Source organism: Bradyrhizobium sp. Rc2d, from assembly GCF_900099855.1.
Lineage (GTDB): Bacteria > Pseudomonadota > Alphaproteobacteria > Rhizobiales > Xanthobacteraceae > Bradyrhizobium.
On sequence record NZ_FNCU01000016.1, the window covers coordinates 24,937 to 45,980 of the forward strand.

General features: G+C 64.5%; 19 protein-coding genes. 9 read left to right on the forward strand and 10 right to left on the reverse strand.

Features of this window, described 5'->3' with window-relative positions; translation table 11 throughout:
* The first annotated feature begins 128 nt into the window (after nucleotides 1-128).
* Entirely contained in the window at nucleotides 129-887 is a 759-nt protein-coding gene (locus tag BLV07_RS20425; RefSeq protein WP_091888873.1) for a proteasome-type protease, read from the forward strand.
* A 24-nt stretch (nucleotides 888-911) separates the two neighbouring features.
* A complete protein-coding gene (locus BLV07_RS20430; protein ID WP_091888875.1) occupies nucleotides 912-1,670 on the forward strand; it encodes an SDR family oxidoreductase in 759 nt (252 codons plus the stop codon).
* A gap of 130 nt (nucleotides 1,671-1,800) precedes the next feature.
* On the opposite strand, the gene BLV07_RS20435 is transcribed toward BLV07_RS20430, so the two are convergent.
* Entirely contained in the window at nucleotides 1,801-3,039 is a 1,239-nt protein-coding gene (locus BLV07_RS20435) for an MFS transporter (protein WP_091888877.1), read from the reverse strand.
* Nucleotides 3,040-3,211: 172 nt separating this feature from the next.
* Here BLV07_RS20435 and BLV07_RS20440 point away from each other — a divergent pair, with 172 nt between their 5' ends.
* Nucleotides 3,212-4,462 (forward strand): NupC/NupG family nucleoside CNT transporter, encoded by a 1,251-nt coding sequence (locus tag BLV07_RS20440; RefSeq protein ID WP_091888879.1) that lies wholly within the window; start codon nucleotides 3,212-3,214, stop codon nucleotides 4,460-4,462.
* A gap of 213 nt (nucleotides 4,463-4,675) precedes the next feature.
* Here BLV07_RS20440 and BLV07_RS20445 read toward each other — a convergent pair whose 3' ends face one another.
* Nucleotides 4,676-5,203, reverse strand: a complete 528-nt coding sequence (locus BLV07_RS20445) for a cupin domain-containing protein (RefSeq protein WP_091888881.1) — start codon at nucleotides 5,201-5,203, stop codon at nucleotides 4,676-4,678.
* Between the two features lie 219 nt (nucleotides 5,204-5,422).
* Between BLV07_RS20445 and BLV07_RS20450 the strand changes: the two genes are divergently transcribed.
* The gene (locus tag BLV07_RS20450; protein WP_091888883.1) at nucleotides 5,423-7,552 is read left to right on the forward strand and encodes an O-linked N-acetylglucosamine transferase, SPINDLY family protein; all 2,130 of its coding nucleotides are present in this window, start codon (nucleotides 5,423-5,425) and stop codon (nucleotides 7,550-7,552) included.
* Nucleotides 7,553-7,559: 7 nt separating this feature from the next.
* Here BLV07_RS20450 and BLV07_RS20455 read toward each other — a convergent pair whose 3' ends face one another.
* Nucleotides 7,560-7,847: an usg protein gene (locus BLV07_RS20455; protein WP_091888885.1), complete on the reverse strand. Its 288-nt coding sequence runs from the start codon at nucleotides 7,845-7,847 to the stop codon at nucleotides 7,560-7,562.
* 381 nt (nucleotides 7,848-8,228) lie between these two features.
* Here BLV07_RS20455 and BLV07_RS20460 point away from each other — a divergent pair, with 381 nt between their 5' ends.
* Together BLV07_RS20460 and groL are read left to right on the forward strand one after the other, a co-directional pair.
* Nucleotides 8,229-8,543 carry a co-chaperone GroES gene (locus tag BLV07_RS20460; protein WP_091888887.1) on the forward strand — a complete coding sequence of 105 codons (315 nt, stop codon included), beginning with the start codon at nucleotides 8,229-8,231 and terminating at the stop codon, nucleotides 8,541-8,543.
* A gap of 45 nt (nucleotides 8,544-8,588) precedes the next feature.
* On the forward strand, nucleotides 8,589-10,229 hold the full coding sequence (gene groL, locus BLV07_RS20465) for a chaperonin GroEL (RefSeq protein WP_091888889.1): 1,641 nt from the start codon (nucleotides 8,589-8,591) through the stop codon (nucleotides 10,227-10,229).
* Nucleotides 10,230-10,420: 191 nt separating this feature from the next.
* Here the strand turns inward: groL and lepB are convergent, their stop codons facing one another.
* On the reverse strand, nucleotides 10,421-11,173 hold the full coding sequence (gene lepB / locus BLV07_RS20470; RefSeq protein WP_091888891.1) for a signal peptidase I: 753 nt from the start codon (nucleotides 11,171-11,173) through the stop codon (nucleotides 10,421-10,423).
* Nucleotides 11,174-11,351: 178 nt separating this feature from the next.
* On the reverse strand, nucleotides 11,352-12,185 hold the full coding sequence (locus BLV07_RS20475) for a LysR family transcriptional regulator (RefSeq protein ID WP_091889157.1): 834 nt from the start codon (nucleotides 12,183-12,185) through the stop codon (nucleotides 11,352-11,354).
* Between the two features lie 131 nt (nucleotides 12,186-12,316).
* Between BLV07_RS20475 and BLV07_RS20480 the strand changes: the two genes are divergently transcribed.
* Nucleotides 12,317-12,910 carry a cysteine hydrolase family protein gene (locus tag BLV07_RS20480; protein WP_091889159.1) on the forward strand — a complete coding sequence of 198 codons (594 nt, stop codon included), beginning with the start codon at nucleotides 12,317-12,319 and terminating at the stop codon, nucleotides 12,908-12,910.
* Between the two features lie 119 nt (nucleotides 12,911-13,029).
* Here the strand turns inward: BLV07_RS20480 and BLV07_RS20485 are convergent, their stop codons facing one another.
* Nucleotides 13,030-14,136, reverse strand: coding sequence for a DUF2778 domain-containing protein (locus BLV07_RS20485; RefSeq protein WP_176945657.1), 1,107 nt, complete (start codon nucleotides 14,134-14,136; stop codon nucleotides 13,030-13,032).
* 678 nt (nucleotides 14,137-14,814) lie between these two features.
* Between BLV07_RS20485 and BLV07_RS20490 the strand changes: the two genes are divergently transcribed.
* Both BLV07_RS20490 and BLV07_RS20495 read left to right on the forward strand, forming a co-directional pair.
* A complete protein-coding gene (locus BLV07_RS20490) occupies nucleotides 14,815-15,339 on the forward strand; it encodes a FecR domain-containing protein (RefSeq protein WP_091888895.1) in 525 nt (174 codons plus the stop codon).
* A 61-nt stretch (nucleotides 15,340-15,400) separates the two neighbouring features.
* Complete coding sequence (locus BLV07_RS20495; protein ID WP_091888897.1) at nucleotides 15,401-17,290, forward strand: CHASE2 domain-containing protein; 1,890 nt, start codon at nucleotides 15,401-15,403, stop codon at nucleotides 17,288-17,290.
* A gap of 189 nt (nucleotides 17,291-17,479) precedes the next feature.
* On the opposite strand, the gene BLV07_RS20500 is transcribed toward BLV07_RS20495, so the two are convergent.
* From BLV07_RS20500 to BLV07_RS20515, 4 genes are all read right to left on the reverse strand, one after another.
* On the reverse strand, nucleotides 17,480-18,982 hold the full coding sequence (locus BLV07_RS20500; protein WP_091888899.1) for a glycosyltransferase family 39 protein: 1,503 nt from the start codon (nucleotides 18,980-18,982) through the stop codon (nucleotides 17,480-17,482).
* 6 nt (nucleotides 18,983-18,988) lie between these two features.
* Nucleotides 18,989-20,122, reverse strand: coding sequence for a glycosyltransferase family 2 protein (locus BLV07_RS20505; protein ID WP_091889161.1), 1,134 nt, complete (start codon nucleotides 20,120-20,122; stop codon nucleotides 18,989-18,991).
* A 242-nt stretch (nucleotides 20,123-20,364) separates the two neighbouring features.
* Nucleotides 20,365-20,559 carry a hypothetical protein gene (locus tag BLV07_RS20510; protein ID WP_091888901.1) on the reverse strand — a complete coding sequence of 65 codons (195 nt, stop codon included), beginning with the start codon at nucleotides 20,557-20,559 and terminating at the stop codon, nucleotides 20,365-20,367.
* 87 nt (nucleotides 20,560-20,646) lie between these two features.
* Nucleotides 20,647-21,012 carry a hypothetical protein gene (locus BLV07_RS20515; RefSeq protein ID WP_091888903.1) on the reverse strand — a complete coding sequence of 122 codons (366 nt, stop codon included), beginning with the start codon at nucleotides 21,010-21,012 and terminating at the stop codon, nucleotides 20,647-20,649.
* Nucleotides 21,013-21,044 lie beyond the last annotated feature (32 nt).

The window sequence follows — 21,044 nt, forward strand, 5'->3', positions numbered from 1 at the left end:
CTAGTGGATAAATGGATTCCGGGTTCGCGCTGGGCGCGCCCCGGAATGACGTGTCCCAGGGAATCGGGGGTTGGAGCGGCCCCCGAAATTGGCTAGTAATTCCGCGCAAACGCGTTCGGGGACTGGAAATGACCTATTGTTGCGGAATCCTGGTTCGGGACGGTCTGGTGATGATCGCCGATACCCGCACCAATGCCGGCCTCGACAACGTCTCGACCTTCCGCAAGCTGCACATCTTCTCCAAGCCCGGCGAACGCATCATGGCGATCGCCAGCGCCGGCAACCTCGCCATCAGCCAGTCGGTGCTGTCGACGCTCACCGAAGGCCTGGAGGACCCCGACACGGGCGAGATCGAGACGCTGATGAACGCGCCGACCATGTTCCAGGCGGCTCAGCGCATCGGCCGAGCGATCCGGTCCGTGCACGCGACCGAAGGGCCGGCGCTGAAATCCGAGGATGTCTCGTTCGACGTCTCCTTCCTGTTCGGCGGCCAGATCAAGGGCTCCCGGATGCGCCTGTTCATGATCTACACCGCCGGCAATTTCATCGAGTGCACCACCGACACGCCGTACTTGCAGATCGGCGAGCACAAATACGGCAAGCCGGTGCTCGACCGCGCCATGCATTACGACGTCGAGCTCTACGAGGCGCTGAAGACCGGCCTGATCTCGATGGACTCCACCATGCGCTCCAATCTCGGCGTCGGCTTGCCGATCGACGTGCTGGTGGTGCGCAACGACGCTTGCGAGGCCGATCTCAATCACCGCATCGAGGCGGGCGAGCCCTATTTCCACGATCTGCGCTCGCGCTGGTCGGCGGCGCTGCGCGCCGCGCATCAGAACATTCCGCGCCCGCCCTACAAGAACGAAAAAGAACCCAAAACCTGACAGCGAAAGAAAAGGCAGGAAACAATGAGTGAAACAAAGAAGATCGCAGTGGTGACGGGCGCCGGCACCGGTGTCGGACGTGCGGCGTCGCTGGCGCTGATGAACGCCGGCTTCACCGTTGTGCTCACAGGGCGCCGGCTCGACATGCTCGAGGAGACCGCGAAGCTCGGCCCCGCGGGAAAGAGCCTGTGCGTCACCGCCGACATGACAAAGCCGGATTCGATCGCCGCGCTGTTCGACAAGGTGAAGGCCACCTATGGCCGCCTCGACGTGCTCTTCAACAATGCCGGCATGGGCGCGCCGGCCGTGAACTTCGAGGATCTCAGCCTCGAGCAGTGGCAGGCGGTGGTGAACACCAACCTCACCGGCCCGTTCCTGTGCACGCAGCACGCCTTCCGCATCATGAAGGACCAGACCCCGCGCGGCGGCCGCATCATCAATAACGGCTCGATCTCGGCGCATGCGCCGCGGCCGTTCTCGGCGGCCTACACCTCGACCAAGCACGCCATCACGGGCCTGACGAAAGCAAGCAATCTCGACGGCCGCATGTACGACATCGCGGTCGGCCAAGTCGATATCGGCAATGCGGCGACGCCGATGACCGACCGCATGGTCAACGGCCCCGGCGTGCTCCAGCCCGACGGCACCACCAAGCACGAGCCGCGCATGGATGCGAAAGCGGTCGGCGATGCCGTCGCCTACATGGCAAGCCTGCCGCTCGATGCCAACGTGCTGACCATGACGGTGATGGCGACCAAGATGCCGTTCGTGGGGCGGGGGTGATTAAAGAACGCGGCGCCTCCACAATCGTCATTGCGAGCGCAGCGAAGCAATCCAGACTGCCCCCGCGGTGAGATTCTGGATTGCTTCGTCGCAAGGGCTCCCCGCAATGACCTGGAGAGAGCGGAGCCCCCTACTCCAAACTCTCCACCCGACGCAGGCTGGGGAACAGCTTCATCCACAAGAGCGCCACTGCGACCGTGCAGACGCCGCCGAGCACGGCGGCGGGCATGGCGCCGAACAGGGCGGCGGTGAGCCCGCTCTCGAACTGGCCGAGCTGGTTCGAGGCGTTGATGAAGAGGAAGTTCACCGCGCCGACCCGGCCGCGCATCTCGTCGGGCGTCGACAGCTGCACCAGCGAGAAGCGGATCACAACGCTGATCGTGTCGGCCGCGCCCAAGACGGCGAGCGCGAGCACCGACAGCCACATCCAGGACGACAGCGCGAACACGATCGTGGCGACGCCGAACACGATCACGGCCTGAAACATGCGCAGGCCCACATGCCGCGAAATGGCGTGACGCGCCAGCACCATGGTCATCAAGAGCGCGCCGACCGCAGGTGCCGCACGCAGCACGCCGAGCCCGACCGGGCCGGTCTGAAGGATGTCGCGGGCATAGATCGGCAACAGCGCAGTGACGCCGCCGAACAGCACGGCGAACAGGTCGAGCGAGATGGTGCCCAGGATCGCGGGGTTACCGCGCATGAAGCGGACGCCGGCAAAGATATTGTCCGAGTTCGTCCCCTCCTTTGCGACCGCTTGCGGGCGCGGGCGGATGAAGCCGGTCAAAATCATCCCCAAAACCCAGAACAGCACCATCACGGCATAGGCCAGATGCGGCGCGACCGCATAGGCGAAGCCGCCGAGCGCGGGTCCCGTGATGGTCGCGACCTGCGCCGCGCCGCTGGAGACCGCGGTGGCGCGCTGGAGCGAACCTTGCGGTGCGATCAGCGGCAGCAGCGCCGCCGTGGTCGGGCTCTCGAAGGCGCCGGCGATGCCGAGCACAAAGGTCGCGATAAAGATCTGCACCTCGCCGACGGCACCAAGATAGGTGATGAGGGCCAGATAGAGCGCGGTCGCCGCTTCCACGAGCTGGCAGAGCTGGACGACGCGCTTGCGCTCGTAGCGGTCGGCGGCGTGTCCAGCGACGAACACGAGCAGCGCGGTCGGCAGGAACTGGACGAGGCCGACCATGCCGAGGTCGAAGGCCGAGCCGGTGAGATCGTAGATCTGCCAGCCGATCGCGACCGCCGCAATCTGGCTGGAAAAGCGCGACAGGCTGCGCGAGAGCAGGAAGAACAGGAAGGCGCGGTGGGCGAGAAGCGCGCGGGCACTGACCGGCCGACTGGCTGGTATCGGCTGCTCTGGCATCGCCTCTTGGATCGTGTTTTGGGTCACCCTCGGACCGTCCGCCCCCTGGTTCTCGACGTGCCCCGCGTGACTGAGGCGGACCGGCTTGTCAACAGCGGGACGCCTCCCGCATGTGCCGGCATTGCCTTTGCACCGCAGGCGCGGCCATAATCATTGGGGCTTTGGGGACATCATGCTGCGCTTGCAATCGGCACTCGGCATTTTCGCATTGCTGCTGATCGCCTTCGCGCTCGCAGAGAATCGGCGCGCCGTCTCGCTGCGACAGGCGGCGATCGGCCTCGCCGCCACCTTCGCGACCGCCATCGTCCTCCTGAAGCTGCCGATCGTCGCGCGCGCCTTCGGCGCCATCAACGACGCGGTCGGTGCGATCTCCGCGGCCTCGCGCGCCGGCTCCTCGTTCGTGTTCGGCTATGTCGGTGGTGGCCCCCTGCCCTTTGACGTGAAGGTGCCGGGTGCCGATTTCATCCTGGCGTTCCAGGCGCTCCCGATCGTGCTGGTGATGAGCGTGCTGACGACGCTGCTGTTCTACTGGCGGGTGCTGCCGCCGATCGTGCGGGGCATGGCTTGGCTGCTGGAGCGCACGTTAGGCGTCGGCGGCGCGGTCGGGCTGTCCACCGCCGCCAACATCTTTCTCGGCATGGTCGAGGCGCCGCTGTTCGTGCGGCCATATCTGAAGCAGATGACGCGCAGCGAATTGTTCCTGGTGATGACCGGCGGCATGGCCGGCATCGCCGGCACGGTGCTGGTGCTCTATGCGACGCTCCTTGCTCCCCTCATCCCCGACGCCGCTGCGCATTTCGTCATCGCCTCCGTGCTGGGCGCGCCGGCCGCGATCCTCGTCAGCCTGATCATGGTGCCGGAGACCTCAGACAGGCGCACCGGCGGCGCGCTGGAAAATCCCGAGATGGAGGTCTCCGGGACGATGGACGCGATCGTGAAAGGGACGAGTGCGGGGATCGAGCTGCTGATCAACATCGTTGCGATGCTGCTGGTGCTGGTGGCGCTGGTCTATCTCGTCAACGCAATCCTCAGCCTGCTGCCTGATATCGGCGGCGCCCCAATCTCGCTGCAACGGCTGCTGGGTCTGGTGATGGCGCCGGTATGCTGGCTGATGGGACTGCCATGGGACCAGGCGGTCACCGCCGGCAGTCTGATGGGCACGAAAACCGTGCTCAACGAGCTGATCGCCTATGTCGACTTCTCGAAGCTGCCACCCGATACGCTCGATCCGCGCTCGCGCCTGATCATGCTCTACGCGATGTGCGGCTTCGCCAATTTTGCCAGCCTCGGCATCATGATCGGCGGCCTCGGCGTCATGGCGCCGGAGCGGCGCGAGGAGATCAACGCGCTCGGATTGAAGTCGATCGTGTCGGGGACGCTGACGACGTGCCTGATGGGCGCGGTGGTGGGGGTGTTGGCGTAGCGACGGTCCCGTAGCCCGGATGGAGCGCAAGCGCAATCCGGGACCAGCATCGCCGCGGAGAGACTTCCCCGGATTTCGCTTCGCTCCATCCGGGCTACGAACCAGCTCTCCCCGTCATTGCGAGCGAAGCGAAGCAATCCAGAAATGCATCTGCGGACATAGTCTGGATTGCTTCGTCGCAAGAGCTCCTCGCAATGACGGCGGGGCGAGCGCCTACGCCTTCAACTCCACCGTCCTGAATTCCGCCGGCAGGATCACCTCCAGCAATTCCACGTCGTCGGAATAATCCAGAATCATGTGCTTGATCTTCGGCGGCTGGGTCCAGGCACTGCCTTCCTTCATCAAGGTCTCGCCCTGCCCGTCCATGTAGGTCTTCACCCAGCCCTTGAGCACGTAGACCATCTGGAAGTCGACGTCGTGGAAGTGCAGCTTCGACACCTCGGCCGGATTGCAGGGGCCTTGCAGGCGGATCACATGCGCTTGCGCGAGGCCGTGGGTCGCCTCGGCGATGCCGAGGTCGCGGTATTTGGCGTAGGCGCGCAGGCCGTCGGCTTTGAAGTCTTCCTCCCGGTGATGGCTGATCGCGATGCGCTGCTTAGGACGTGCGGGCTTCTTGGGTGCGGCAGTGCGGGCCTTCGCCTTCACCGCCTTGCGTGCAGAGGATCGCGCCGCTGCCTTGGCGCCGCTCCGCTTCTTCACCGCGGTCTTCGTTGCGGGTCTCGATGCCTTTTGCTTGGCCATTGTCTGCCTCCCTGATCTGAGCCGCCCCGCCGGACGGGTACAACCCGAAAGGCAGATTATCCAGTCTTGGACGAGGCAGCAATTGCCGGGCTTAAGACCAGTCACTCGACGACCCAATCGGTCGTAGCTTGTCCCAAGCTGTCGTGGCGAGCGGCCATCGTCTCGTATTCGTTCTCACGCTGAATTAATCTCGCCGGGAGATTCTGGGGGAATTGATTCATGGGCAACAGCGTAGGTCAGCGTGCATTTCAAAATGCCCGGCTTCAGAAACGGCAAAAGGCCGAAGTGTTGCCATTGCTCGGGCACGCGCTCCAGCTGCACAAGATGGGGCTTCTCCCCGAGGCCCAGACTGCCTATCGCCAACTCCTGCAGCTCGCACCCAACCAATTCATCGCGCTGCATATGCTCGGCACTTTGGAGTCCGATGCCAAAAACTACCAGCAAGCCGAAATTCTGCTGAACCGAGCGGTTGCCGTGGATCCGCGATCTGCCGAAGCTCATATGAGCCTAGGCGTCGCGCGAAACGGGCTACGACGTCACGATGAGGCACGCGAGAGCTATCGAAAGGCCCTCGCCTTGCGACCCAACTACGCCCTGGCCCTGTCCAATCTCGGCAACGTGAGCGTGGCTCTTGATCTCGTCCAAGAAGCGCTCGAGAGCTACGACAAGGCGCTCGCAATTAACGGCAACCTTGCCGAAGCCCACAACGGTCGGGGTTGGGCGCTCTGCCGTCAGCGCAACTATGACGAGGCCGTCGCAAGCCTGAACCGTGCGCTGTCGATCAAGCCTGACTATGCCTCAGCGCTCGCGAACCGCGCCATCGCGTTGCGAGAACTTCAGCGATTTGACGAAGCCCTGGCAGACGGCGATCGGGCAATCGCGCTGGCACCCGACGACGCGAATGGGTGGCTCGCACGGGCCGGTGTCCTGCTCCAGATCCAGCAAATTTCCCAGGCATCGCACGATTGCGAGAAGGCCCTCGCGATCGCTCCCGATTCCATTCAAGCTCACTCGATGCTCGGCCTTTGTCTCGCCGGGCTTGGCCGGATCGAGGAAGCCCTCGCCAGCTTCGACAGAGCCCTTGACATCCAGCCTGACCTCCAGAGCGCGATCTCTAACAAGATATTCACGCTCGATTTTATGCCGGACGCCAGCGTTGAGCAGCATCAGCAAGCGCGGCGAGTATGGTGGGAGCAGATCGGCGCGAAAATCGCTTCAGAAGCGGCGGGACCGCATGACAATGGCCGCGATCTGGATCGCCGTCTGGTGCTTGGCTATGTCTCGTCGGACTTTAACGCGCATTCGGCCGCATTTGTTTTCAAGCCAGTCCTGCAACACCATGACCGGGCGCAGTTCGAGATCGTGTGCTACTCTTGTTCGTCAAAAGTGGATGCGACGACCGGCGAATTTCAAGGGTTCGCCGATCGCTGGCGCGACGCCTCGCAATGGACCGACGATCGCCTCGCCGCTCAGATCCGCGCCGATGGCGTCGATATCCTGATCGATCTGTCCGGCCATACCAGAGGAAACCGGCTCGGCGTGTTTGCGCGCAAGCCGGCACCGATCCAGGTGCATGGTTGGGGCCACGGCACAGGCACGGGGCTGCCAACGATCGATTATCTGTTCTCGGACCCCGTCGCGATTCCTTTCGCGGTTCGGCATCTGTTTGCGGAGACCGTCGTCGACCTGCCGTGCTTCGTGACGCTGGCGCCGCTGCCCGCCGGGATTGCTCGGGCGGAGGCGCCGGCGCTCTCGAACGGCTTCGTCACATTCGGTGTCTTCAACCGCATCAGTAAAATTTCGGACGAGGCGGTGGAAGTCTGGTCCAGGATTCTCGAGCGGGTGCCGGGTTCGCGACTTCTGATCAAGGATGTTGCGCTGGACGATCAACTGGTCCGCGACAATCTGCTGGCGCGGTTTGCGGCTTGCCGATTGCCGGCCGAACGCGTCGATCTGCTCGGAGCCACCTTGCGAAGCGAACATCTGGCATCGTTCAATCGCGTCGACATTGCGCTCGACACCTTCCCACAGAATGGCGGCGTCAGCACATTGGAAGCCTTGCAGATGGGGGTGCCCGTGGTGGCGAAGCTCGGGACCAGTCTGCCCAGCCGTGCCGGCGGCGCCATCCTCACCGCGCTTGGCCTGCCGAACTGGGTCGCGGATGGCGATGAGGCCTATATCGAAATCGCAGCTGGCGGTGCGGCGCAGATCGGCGACCTCGACAAGTTGCGCCGCGAACTGCCCGGACAGATCGACGCTGCGGCCGCCGGCAATCCTGCCTCATACGCGCGAGCGGTGGACGAGGCCTATCGCGCGATGTGGAAACGCTATTGCAACGGCGGCGTCTGATCTCTCCTCAATGCAGCCGGAACACGCCATCTACGGCGCGCAGCTCGGCCGGCTTGATCAGCTTGGAATGCGCCACCGTCACCGAGAACAAGGGCCCGTCGAGCTTCTCCTGCCAGAAGGCGAGGAAATCCTTCAGCGCCGGAAATTTCGGAAACATGTCGTAGTTCTGCCAGACATACGTCTGGAGCAGCGAGGGATGATCCGGCATCCGATAGAGAATTTGCGCCGTCGTCAGCCCGTAACCCAGCATCTGTTTCCGGAAATCCTCGGAAACGCCCCCACTCCGCAGTCCCATGCCAACCTCCTTTGCAGGAGCGCATTGAAGGGGGCGGCCTGGTCGGTGTGTGCTTGACGAGCCACCCGGTACTGATGCGCTCACATGAGAGAAATGTGACGCAAACTGACAATTCATCTCAAGCCCAAAAGTTTAACAAGCTGTTGAAATTCAATGCGTTAGCAGCAGACGCGGCTCCGTGCTAATACGGGCCCGGCGCGCCGTTAACGATGGAAAAGAGATTCTGGCAGTCCGCGCTTCCGGGTGCTAATTTTTCTGCTAGAAGCCCTTGCCCCCGCAAAATTCCCGTCCTATTTCTGCCTCGCCCGTGCTAGCACTCGCGGGCAACGACTGCTAACCATCTAAAAATCCTCAACCCGTGCAATTGCTTAGGAGGACTGCATGAAATTCCGTCCGCTTCACGACCGCGTCGTGGTCAAGCGCATCGACGCAGAAGAGAAGACCGCTGGCGGCATCATCATTCCCGACACTGCCAAGGAAAAGCCCTCCCAGGGCGAAGTCATCGCCGTCGGCCCCGGTGGCCGCGACGAAGCCGGCAAGCTGATCCCGATCGACCTCAAGATCGGCGACCGCGTGCTGTTCGGCAAGTGGTCCGGCACCGAAGTCAAGATCGACGGCGAAGACCTGCTGATCATGAAGGAAAGCGACATCATGGGCGTCCTCGACGTCCCCGCTTCCAAGAAGAAGGCGGCCTAAGAGCCTCTCTTTCCCTCCAGTCAAACACCTCAAGGAAAATTCCAGATGGCAGCCAAAGAAGTCAAATTCTCGGTTGAAGCGCGCGACAAGATGCTGCGCGGCGTCGACATCCTCGCCAATGCGGTGAAGGTCACGCTCGGTCCGAAGGGCCGCAACGTCGTACTCGACAAGTCGTTCGGCGCTCCGCGCATCACCAAGGACGGCGTCACCGTCGCCAAGGAGATCGAGCTCGACGACAAGTTCGAGAACATGGGCGCCCAGATGGTGCGCGAAGTCGCCTCCAAGTCCGCTGACGCGGCCGGCGACGGCACCACCACCGCGACCGTGCTTGCGGCGGCAATCGTGAAGGAAGGCGCCAAGTCGGTGGCCGCCGGCATGAACCCGATGGACCTCAAGCGCGGTATCGACCTCGCGGTCGAAGCCGTGGTTGCGGACCTCCAGAAGAACTCGAAGAAGGTCACCTCGAACGACGAGATCGCCCAGGTCGGCACCATCTCCGCCAACGGCGACGCCGAGATCGGCAAGTTCCTCTCCGACGCCATGAAGAAGGTCGGCAACGAGGGTGTCATCACCGTCGAGGAAGCCAAGTCGCTCGAGACCGAACTCGACGTCGTCGAGGGCATGCAGTTCGACCGCGGCTACATCTCGCCCTACTTCGTCACCAACGCCGACAAGATGCGCGTTGAGATGGACGACGCCTACATCCTCATCAACGAGAAGAAGCTCTCCTCGCTGAACGAGCTGCTGCCGCTGCTCGAGGCCGTGGTGCAGACCGGCAAGCCGCTGGTCATCGTCGCCGAGGACGTCGAAGGCGAAGCCCTCGCCACCCTGGTCGTGAACCGCCTCCGCGGCGGCCTCAAGGTCGCCGCCGTCAAGGCTCCGGGCTTCGGCGATCGCCGCAAGGCCATGCTGCAGGACATCGCGATCCTGACCGGCGGCCAGGCGATCTCGGAAGATCTCGGCATCAAGCTCGAAAACGTCACGCTCAACATGCTCGGTCGCGCCAAGAAGGTGATGATCGACAAGGAGAACACCACGATCGTCAACGGCGCCGGCAAGAAGGCCGACATCGACGCCCGCGTGGCCCAGATCAAGGCGCAGATCGAGGAGACCACCTCGGACTACGACCGTGAGAAGCTCCAGGAGCGTCTGGCCAAGCTCGCCGGCGGCGTCGCGGTGATCCGCGTCGGCGGCGCGACCGAGGTCGAGGTGAAGGAGCGCAAGGATCGCGTTGATGACGCGATGCATGCGACCCGCGCGGCCGTGGAAGAAGGCATCGTCCCGGGCGGCGGCGTCGCCCTGCTCCGTGCCTCCGAGCAGCTCAAGGGCCTGCGTACCAAGAACGACGACCAGAAGACCGGCGTCGAGATCGTGCGCAAGGCGCTGTCGGCTCCCGCTCGCCAGATCGCGATCAACGCCGGTGAAGACGGCTCGGTGATCGTCGGCAAGATCCTGGAGAACAAGGCCTACAATTACGGCTTCGACTCCCAGACCGGCGAATATGCCGACCTCGTCAAGAAGGGCATCATCGACCCGACCAAGGTGGTCCGTACCGCGATCCAGAACGCCGCCTCGGTGGCCGCGCTCCTGATCACCACGGAAGCCATGGTCGCCGAACTGCCCAAGAAGGGCGGCGCCGGTCCGGCGATGCCCCCCGGCGGCGGCATGGGCGGCATGGACTTCTAAGGTCCAGCCACCTCAACGACTACGAAACCCCGGCAGCGATGCCGGGGTTTTTGTTTGGTGGAATGCGCAGAGGCGGTGGCCTTGTAGCCCGGATGGAGCGCAGCGCAATCCGGGGCACCGTGTCCGGCGTAGCCAGTTTTCCTGGATTTCGCTACGCTGCATCCAGGCTACGAACCCACCTCATTCTGGCCTCACTCCACCTTCCCCAGCCGCTCCATGTGCGGCTCGCCGTCTTCGTCGAGCGACCAGAAGATCCGCGTTACCTTACCGACGAGATTGTCCATCGGCACGAAACCGAATGTCGACATCATGCGGCTGTCGGTGGAATTGTCGCGATTGTCGCCGAGCACGAAGAAGTGGCCCGGCGGCACCGTGAAGACGTTGGTGTTGTCCAGGAAGCCGTTGTCGATGCAGTCATAGGTCACATAGGACGCGCCGCTCGGCAGCGTCTCGCGCCAGCGCCTGACCTTGACGCCGCCGTCCACACCGCAGGCAGTGCCGGCGAGGCCGTACTCGAGCGCGACGCGCGTCACAGGGCGGTCGTTGAGGATGAGCTGGCCCTGCCGCATCTGGATGCGGTCGCCGGGCAGCCCGACCACGCGCTTGACGTAATCGACCGAACTGTCCTTCGCCGTCCGGAACACGACGATGTCGCCGTGTTCGGGCTCGGCGGCAAAGACACGGCCCGAGATCCAGGACTGCGCGAACGGGAAGGAATAGCGGCCGTAGCCATAGGCATATTTTGCGGCGAAGACGTAGTCGCCGACCATCAGCGTCGGCGCCATCGAACCAGAAGGGATGTTGAATGGCTGATACAGGGAGAAGCGAAACAGGAACGGCGGCGACCACAGCACCGGGATCAGCAGGATCAGGATGACAATCGCCTTCAATTCACGCGACTGCGCCGACGACCGCGGCCGGATCGTTTCTTGAAGAATGGTCATGCACCTGCCCTGATCAAGTTCGTAGCCGTCGCGAGATTACGCAACTTTTGCGCGCGTGCAATCCCGGCTCCGTGATCTTGGTCGCACAGGCGCGGCCACGCGTTCATAGCAGGGCGACAGACGGATATGTGAAGGGCCGCCAATGGGCGGCCCTCCGGTTTTCACGCGCTCTCGGGGGTTATCCCCGCGCAAGCTCGCTGAAACAGGTCCGCACCCAGTCGATTGTCACGCGGGTCGCGGCGTCGCGCTTGAGATGGTTTTGCACCAGCAGCCAGACGTCGCGCCGTTTCGGCAGCAGCGTGGCGCGCACGCGGCGGTCGCCGAGCAAATCGGTGCAGCTGTGCTCCGGCAGCACGCCCGCGGCCTGGTGCGAGCGGATCAGCGTGCGGATGACGCGGACATTGTCGGTGACGCAGCGCGGCCGGATTTTCTTCGTCCGCAGGAATTGCATCTCGGGAATGGCGCCGAGCTCGTCCGGATAGGCGCACAGCACCGGCTCGCCTTCAGTCGCGACCGGTTCGAAATAGTAGATGCGGATGTCGCCGAGTCTGGAGATCGAGAAGTCTCCCTTGTCGGGCTTGCACAGACGGATCGCGAGATCGGCTTCCCAGCGGGAGAATTTGACGTTCTCACTCGAGGTCAGGAATTGCAGCGTCAGGCCGGGATTGGCGCGCAGGAAGGCGCTCGCGCGCGGCGCCAGCACCTCCTCGGCGACCGCATTGGTCGTGGCGATGCGCAGTCGTCCCACCGGGCCCGGCAAGCTTTCACTGATGCGGCCGATCTCGGCGGCATGCACCGCCATGGCCTGGACATGCGCCAGCACCGCCTCGCACTGACGGGTCGGCTTGCGAAGACCGTCCGCAGCTTCAAACAGGCGCAGGCCGAGCGCACGCTCGATGCGCGACAGCCGGCGTCCAACCGTGGTCTCGTCGATGCGCAGCCGCGCGCTGGCGCCGGCATAGGTGCCCTCGTCCCTGACCGCGGCGATGATGCGAAGGTCGTCCCAATTCATGGCTTCAAGCCTATATCGGTCGGCATTGACCTGCAATATCGCAGCCATCGGCTGCAATATCCCTGCATATCAGCAGGCACCCGACCGACCTATGCTAAGGCCAACGTTCCGCCTTGGAGATTCTGAAGATCATGACGCCCGCAAAGACCCTGCTGCAGCTCGCCGGTGCCGACCTCACCCCGCCGCGTCTTGGCGACGCCGCGCTGGTGCTGATCGACATCCAGAATGAATATCTCGCAGGTCCCCTCGCCCTGCCCGACGCCAAGCCTGCGATCGCGCGGGCGGCTGCCCTGCTGGCACGGGCGCGCGAGCGCGGATCTGCGATCATCCACATCGCCCATCGCGGCAAATCCGGCGGTCTGTTCGATCGCTCCGCCGATCGCGGCGCCATCGTCGCCGAGCTCGCGCCGCGCGCGGACGAGCTCGTGATCGAGAAGGAGCTGCCGAACGCTTTCGCCGGCACCGACTTGCAGGCGCAGCTCGCCGCGAGCGGACGCAAGAACATCGTGTTGGCCGGCTTCATGACGCACATGTGCGTCAGCTCCACCGCCCGTGCCGCGCTCGATCTCGGCTTTCGCACGACCATCGATGCCGATTCCTGCGCCACACGTGATCTGCCCGACGGCCGCGGCGGCACGCTGGACGCCCCGACCATCCACGAGGTCGCGCTGGCCGAGCTGTCAGACCGCTTCGCGATCATCGCGCGCGGCGATGCGCTGACGTGAGTGCCGGCTGAATCTGGGCTTTTCCCCGCAAGGGGGCATTGAAGTCGGCCCAAAAGCGCGATGACGATTCATCCTCATCTCATCTTTAGACGGGCAAACATCGGCGGGCTTTGCCGACGTCACTCCACCCGCGCCAGCACCGCGAGCTTGCGGATGCCCTTGTTGCGGTAGGCGTCGAGGAATGCGTAATAGTCCTTGAACGACACGCAGCCGTTGGAATCGCCGTTCGGTCCGAGCATGAAGGTGTGCGCGAGCAAGCCGTCGCGGCCGTAGATCGCACTCTCGCCGCCGACCGGGGTCAGGCGCAGCGCCGGCACGCCGTGGAACAGCGCCTCGCGCGGCTTCAGCGTGTAGATGTGCGGCGGCGTCACGCCGCGCATGCGGACTTTCGACGAGCGCGGGTCGTCGAGATTGGAGCCGAGGCCGGAATGCGCCTCGAGCTTGGTGCCATCGGGCAGATAAACCGTCTTGGCGGTGATGTCGTAGACCGCGGTGTCGCGCTCATAGGGCGGCGCGCCACCGAACATCGGGTTCTGCTCCTTCGGCGCGATCGACGCGGTAATGCTGGCATCGGCCGAGGCATAGGCGAGCAGCCCGCCGGACGGCTCACGCTTGCCCCAGAGTTTTTCGACCATCGACTGGCGCGGACCGGTGATCGACATCACCGCGGCCTTGGCGCGATCGGCGAAGGATTTTGGCTTTGCCTCGGGCGCCGGCACGATCTCGGCCGGATCGGCCGAGGCCAGCTGCACGCCTGCGTCAGCGCGCTTGGCCTTGCCAGCGTCCGCAATCTTGGCCGAGCCGTGCGGCTTCAGCGCGTCCGCGACCTTCGCGATCACGCTCGGCTTCGCGGCCTCCTTTAGCGCGTCCTTTGACGTTTCCTTGGCCTCGGCAACCGTGGTTGCGGGCGCGGCAGGCGCGGCGCTGGCGGCGTTCGAGGCCACACCTTGCGTCGCAGCCGCGGCAAAGCGCTCGTTGAACATCTCGCGCGAGATCGGCGCGGCCACCTGCAACCGGTCGGGCAAGAGCGCGAAGGCTTCCTTGACCGCCTCACCCGCCTCGCGCAGCGCGACCTTGGGCGCGCGCTTGATCACCGGCTCGTCGTAGCCGCTGTTGCCGACGGTCGGATAGACGCTGGCGCCGAGGATGTTGGTGTAGACGGTCCAGCCGGCGCCGATCACGACGCAGCCGATCGCCGCGGCGCCAAGCCAATTGTGGGTGGTCATTTTCCGGGAAGATTTCCGCGAATAATTCTTCGAGAATTTCTTGGACTTCCGTGCCGCGTTACTCTGCGCAGCGATACTCGTACTCATTCGCCTTGCGTCCAGGACGGTGTCACTCAGTCCCCCTTCGAAGCGCCGCTGGTCACGATCCGGGAACAGCATCTCGCAGAGGGTCGGAGCGTCATTAAGGCGACTTTTAGTTAAATGCGGATTAAGTTCAGGCAGATGTGGGGCAACTCGTTAATGCTGTCCCATTTCGAGAAAAAAGCCCGCAGAACTACGGACTTAGGCGAGATTGTTAACTATAATTCTCGGCCGGAGCGGTGCGGTCAGCGCCCCTCCTCGGCCGCCTTTCTAAACGCATCCAACCAAGTCAATTTCGTGGTCTTCAATACCGCCTCACCCTAGCGGCGGAGCATTGCGCGAGGCTGGTGGACTCCGCTTCCAGCAGCCCTGCCCTGAGCCGACCGATCGCGGCAACAGCTCACGCACATCTCACATCGCGAACGGAAGCGCTCATGCGGCACGGCGCCGTGACTGAAAGTTGATCGCGCCGGTCTGGCAATCGCCGCCACGAGAAAATAGCTCCCACCTCGGCACTTTTCAGCAGCCTCTGCGGGTGATACGGTGGCGTATCAACATCGCCTTGAACTGTGCCGAGCACGCGAAACGGAGGCTGGCATGAGAGGCTTTTCACGCGCCGGGTTTTACGCCGCGGCGTGGTCATTGTTGTTGATTGGGTTTGCAAGTGCACAGCCTGCGACCAATGCGGGCTGCACGGCATCACCGTCGGTCGCGGGCACGCAAGTCTGGCGCTGCGACAACGGCATCACGATCGTTGCCGAAAACGGCGCCAGATTTGAACTAAAGGACGCCAACCGCGACGGACATATAGACTCCGTGGAGTTGAGCAGCAAAGCCCTGCTGATCGAGGTGCGCAAGAAGCCCGGCGGCAATCCCTTCAAGGTACTGACGCCGCAGGCGATCGCCGCAGTGCGCGGCACGAAATGGGCGGTCGATGTCGCTGACGCCAAGACCTCCGTGTTCGTCGCCGACGGCCGCGTCGGCGTGAGCCGCAGGGCCCGCGGACGCGGTGTCGTGCTCGGACCGGGTGAAGGCGTCGATGTCGAGCCAACCGGCCCGTTGACCGTCAAGACATGGGGCCAGCCGCGCGTCGACGCGCTGATGGCAAGGCTCGGACAATAAGGCCGGGTCGACAACGCTCGGCCAATGAGTTTTGGACGATAAAAGATTGCAAACCGACCGCATGCGTAGCCGACGCGTTCAGATCCTGGTGGCACTCGTCCTCACCGCGCTGTGGGGCGCGGGCGTCTATGCCGCGCACGCCAACGGCCATCTGCGCTTTCTCGACCGCCTCGAAGCGACGCTGACGGATTGGCGGACCCAGGTCCGCGGCGTGCAGCGTCCGCCCGATCTCGTCACCATCGTCGCGATCGACGATACCGTGGTGAAGCGCGGCGGCAGCTATCCGCTGCCGCGCGCCGATCTCGCCCGCGTCGTCGACACCATCGTGCAATTCAAGCCGAAGGTCGTCGCGATTGACTTGTTACTGGTCGACCGCAGCGCCGCGATCGGAGATGCGACGCTGGCAAATACACTTGCCACCGGTCCCATGGTGCTCGCCGCCGCGGCGATCTTCCCGTCCGCCAGCGAGACCGTGGCGCCGAGCAGCGACGGTCCCCTCGCCGTCCTGCCGCAGGCCGAGCGCTTCCTGCTGCCGCTGCCTGCGTTCGCCGACCATGCCGAGGTCGGCGTCGTCAACGTCGCGACGGGACAGTCGGGCTCGCCGCTCTCGGTGCCGATGCTGTTCCGGACGGCCGACAAGGTCGAGCTGTCGTTTCCCTTGCGCGTGGCGGCCCGCGCGCTGGACAAGCCGCTGACGATCGCGCCGGATCATCTCAGGCTCGGCGACCGCACGGTGCCGACCGACAGCGAGTTCGCGCTGCCGATCACCTATTACGGCCCGCGCCGCACCATCCGCACCGTCAGTGCGCAGAGCATCTTCGACGGCACGCTCAACCGCGCGGTGATCGAGAACCGGATCGTCGTGATCGGCGCTGCGGTCGCGGGCGGCGGCGACTTCTACCCGACACCGTTCGATTCGCTGATGCCGGGTGTCGAGGTGGTCTCGACCGCAATCACCCATCTCGTCGCCGGCGACAGTATCGTGCGCGACCGCAGGGTCCATATCGCCGACGCACTCGCCGCGATCCTCTTGCCGATGCTGCTGGTCGGCCTGCTCGCCTGGCGGCGCAGTGCGCTCGGCATCATAGCGGCGGCCGCGGTGATGCTCGCCTGGGCCGGGTTCAACGTGCTCGCGTTCACGCATGGGGTCTGGCTGAACGCCGCGACCACGCTCGCGGCCACGGTGCCGCCGGTTGCGGTGTTTGCCGGCGTGCAGTTGTGGGCGGGAGGCCGCCGTACGCAGTTTCTCGCCGCCAAGAGCAGGTCGCTGGCGCAATTCCAGGCGCCGGCGGTGCAGGACTGGCTGGCGCGCGATCCGAATTTCCTGTCCAAGCCCGTCCGCCAGGACGCAGCCGTCGTCTTCATCGATCTCTCCGGCTTCACGGCGCTGAGCGAACGGACCGATCCGGACGCGCTCCAGGACATGCTGAAGGCGTTTCACGCGCTGATCGACAAGACTGCGGTCGATTGCGGCGGCTTGATCACCGGCTTTCTCGGCGACGGCGCCATGATCCTGTTCGGCCTGCCGCGCGCCATGCCCGATGACGCGGTGCGCGCGCTGAAATGCGCGATCGACTTGCATCGCGGCGTCGAGCACTGGATCGCCTCGCTGCCGCCAGCGATCGGGCATCAACTCGGCTTCAAGATCGGCGCGCATTACGGCGAGATCGTTGCCTCCCGCCTCGGCGAAACCCACCAGCACATCACCGCGACCGGCGACACCGTCAACGTCGCGAGCCGGCTGATGGAGGTCGCCGCCCAGAACGACGCGCGGCTCGCGCTGAGCGATACGCTGCTGAATACCGCTGACTTCCACGGCGCCCCCGACGGCGTTCTGTCGGGCCCCCTGCTCACCCAGGTCCGCGGTCGCTCCGGCGTCGTGACCGTCTGGTTCTGGCGGGACCACGATGGGCCGAGGCAGGCTGTGGCTGAGGCCAACGCGGCGAGTTAACGAGAGCTACCCGCCCAGCATTTCGCTGTCGTCCCGGCGAAGGCCGGGACCCATACCGCGTGATCTATCGATGAGCGCCGGTGCTTGTAGCGCGCGAAGACCTATTCACTACCGGTCTTCGTCAAACTCCTTCCTGGGGGTATGGGTCCCGGCCTTCGCCGGGACGACGATGCGGGGGCAGCGCGGTCGCTACCGCGCTTCCGGCGGCGGTGAGCGGTCGAGCACGTCGCCCTTGGCGCCTTCCAAGAGATCGATGCCGTAGGTCTCGACCACCAGCGGCCCGCGCTTGCGCTGCAATTGCGCAATCTGCGTCACCGTCGCGAAGAGGTCGTTGAGGACGGGATGACCATCGCTGCGCAGCTCGTCGACATAGAGCAGCTTGCCGGCGAGCAGCTTGGGATCGGGCTCGGGCATGTTGACCCAGCGGATGCGCTGGCTCTGCTGCGCCACGCAGGTGCCGCGCGGCAGATAAAAGGCAAGCCAGCCCGTGGTGCCATAGTCCTGCGCGAGCACACAGGTCGCGCCACTGCGCGCGCGCACGGCTTCGATCTCGGCAGCAAGATCGCGCCAACCGATGCCGACGCTGCGGACGGTGGCATCGCGGCGATATCCGGACAGCCAGCCGGTATTGGCCTGCACGATTAGGGCTGCAAACATCACGACGCCTGTTGGCGCGGCCCAGCGCAGGCAGAAATCCAACAGGCGCCGCTGGCGCGGCTTCCATTGCACGAGATTGGCGGCAGCGGCCGCGGCGACGATGAAGGGCGGATAGACCGGCGCGAACCAGTTGGCCTCGACGCGGGCATGCAGGGAGTGCCAGACGAAATAGGCGACGATGGTCCAGAACATCGTCTCGATCAGCACGCGCGAGGCCAATGCACCGGCCCGGTGCCAGGTCAGCGCATGCAGCCCCATCGCGCCCAGGATGAAGACGAGCGGGGTCGCGAACGCGATCTGGGTCGGGATCAGCTCGGCGATGAAAACGGGACGGAAGTCCTCGATTTTGGCCCGCCCGAGCTGCTTTGCGAACGAGACCCATTGATGGTCCGCATTCCAGAGGATCACCGGCGAGAACAGCGCAAGAGCAACGAGACCACCGAGATAGGGCCACGGCGAGAGGAACCAGGGCCTGAGCTTCGGCACGGCCGCGAGCCAGATCAGGATCGCTAGCCCGAAGAACATTGCCGTATATTTCGACAGCAGCGCCGCGCCAACGGCTGCGCCGACCGCGAGCCACCAAACGCCGCGGCCGGTCTCCAGCACCTTTGCGAGGAAGAACAGCACGAAGCTGGAGGCGACCAGCAGCGGCGCATCGGGCGTCACGATCAACGTGCCGACCGACGCCATCATCGTCACGTTGAGCAGGATGGCGCTGTTCGCGGCCACGCGCGCGCCGCCGAACAGGATCGCGGCGGAGCGATAGACCGCATAGCTCATCGGCAGCGCCAGCAGAATCGAGACGAGGCGAACGCCGAGCTCGGTGTCGCCGGCGATCATGGTGCCGGCGCGGATGACATAGGCTACCATCGGCGGGTGGTCGTAGTAACCGCCCGCCAGATTGTTCGACCACATCCAGTAATAGGCTTCGTCGAAGGTGATCGGCGTGAACGCGGCGGCGACCAGTCGCAAGCCGACCAGCGCAAGAATTGCCAGCGCGGTGTTGCGGACGATCCCCGCGTCAGCTCCGCCCATATCGCGCTATTTCTTGCGCCAGACGAACAGTCCGGACATCGCGTAGTTCCACACCACGCCCATCAGCGCGCCGGCCATGCCGGCCAGCCACCAGATCGGCTCCTGGTCATAGACCGAGAATGCGACGCCGACATTGGCGAGCAGGCCGACGCTGCACACGATGTAGAAGGCGATCAGGCCGCGCAGCAGCGCAAGACCCTTCAGCCGCTGGTCGCGATAGGTGAGGAAGTTGTTGAGAATGAAGTTGCTGGTCATGGCAACAATAGCGCCGGCGGCCTGCGCCTCCGGGAACGGCACCTTGAACAGCTGAAGCGCAATGAACAGCGTGGTCAAGTGCACCACGAGGCCGATGCCGCCGACCATCGCGAACAGGATGAATCGCAGCGAGACGATGTCGTTGCTCAGCTTGGCCAGGACGAGGCCGAGGAAGTCCAGCGCGACCATGGAATCGAGCTTGCTCTCGCCATGCTGGCGGGCGCCGAAGGTGTAGGGAATCTCGACCGCCCGCAAGCCGCCATGCGCGGTCGCGACGAGGTCGAGCAGGATCTTGAAACCGTGCACCGAAAGCTTTGGCGCGAGCTGCTCGAAACGATCGCGGCGGATCATGAAGAAGCCGCTCATGGGATCGGCGATCTCGACCCGCAGCATCTTCCTGGCGACCTCGGTCGCGAGCGCACTGGCGCCGGCGCGCTGCTTGTTGAAGCCCTCGCTCTTGTAGCCCTCGATGTAGCGGCTGCCGACCACGAGGTCGGCCTCGTCGCTCGCGAGCAGCAACAGCATCTTCGGCAGTTGCGTCTCGTCGTGCTGGAGGTCGGCGTCGATCACGGCCACAAAGGGGGCGCTCGAGGCGAGGATGCCCTCGATGCAGGCGCCCGACAGGCCGCGGCGGCCGATGCGGCGGACGCAGCGCACGCGGCTGTCGCGCTGCGCCAGCGCGCGCACGACGTCCCAGGTGCCGTCGGGCGAATTGTCGTCGACGAACACGACCTCCCAGGCGACGTTGGTGAGTGTCGCCTCCAGCCGCCGGTACAGCACCGTGACGTTGTCGCGCTCGTTGAAGGTCGGGACGATGACCGACAGTTCCGGCCCTTCTTGAGCCTGCGGCAGGTTATCGACGCCCGGTCTGATCACTTCATTCATGACGGCAGCGTATATCCGCCGCGTCATGCGCTGCCAAGCCGGGGTTTTCCAAGGGGAACGGGCCAAAAGAGGCCCTAAAATGCCAACGACCCCGGAACGGCGGACCGCGCGTACATCCGGCGCGAGCCCAAGCTATTCCAAGGTCGTCCCAGCGACGGAGTTTTCGCTCAACGTCGCCGTTGAAAGCTAGATAGGAACGACGAATCCGCTTCGCAAGGGGACCAAAACCCGATTTTGGCGCCCTATTGGTTGGGTACTTCCCGAATCACCGGCCCTCGCGGCGCCGGAGCGGCCGGGGCTGCGGGTGCCGCAGAAGGGGCCTGCTCGACTTTCGCCGGCTTGCCGTACTGGCCAATCGGTCCGAACACGACGGCGACCGCAAGCACGATCGCCGCGACGATCGCGCCCAGAATGCCCCCCACCGACTCAGACGACATGGACCCATCCCTGTTCCAGATGCGTCCAGTGATACCATGGATGAGCGCGCAGCCGGAAGAGCTGCCGGGCAGCAACGGTCAATGGAGTTATTTCTGCGGCGGCCGGTGCTTGACGAAGGCCGTCACGATGTCCTTCTGCGCCGACTCCACCGCCCTGTTCGCGGTGGCGAGATGGGCGCCGGCATCGATGTTGGGATACTGCGTGGTGAGATAGTCGAGCAGCACCACCCGGTAATATTGCCGCTCCGACGGACAGGCGCCCGCGACCGAACGGCCAAAATCCTGTTCCGACAGGCCCTGATTTGAGTCGCGGGAATATTCCCGCGCCAGGCAATGCCAGTAATCGTCGCGGCCCTGCTGGGCGAGCTTCTGTGCGCTTTTCGCGTCGTCATCATCCGCCATGGCAGCAGATGTCATCATGACGAGCGCGGCTCCCAGCAACAGCATCCGCATTCTTGTTCTCCTTCTTCGCGGGTCGCGAGCTT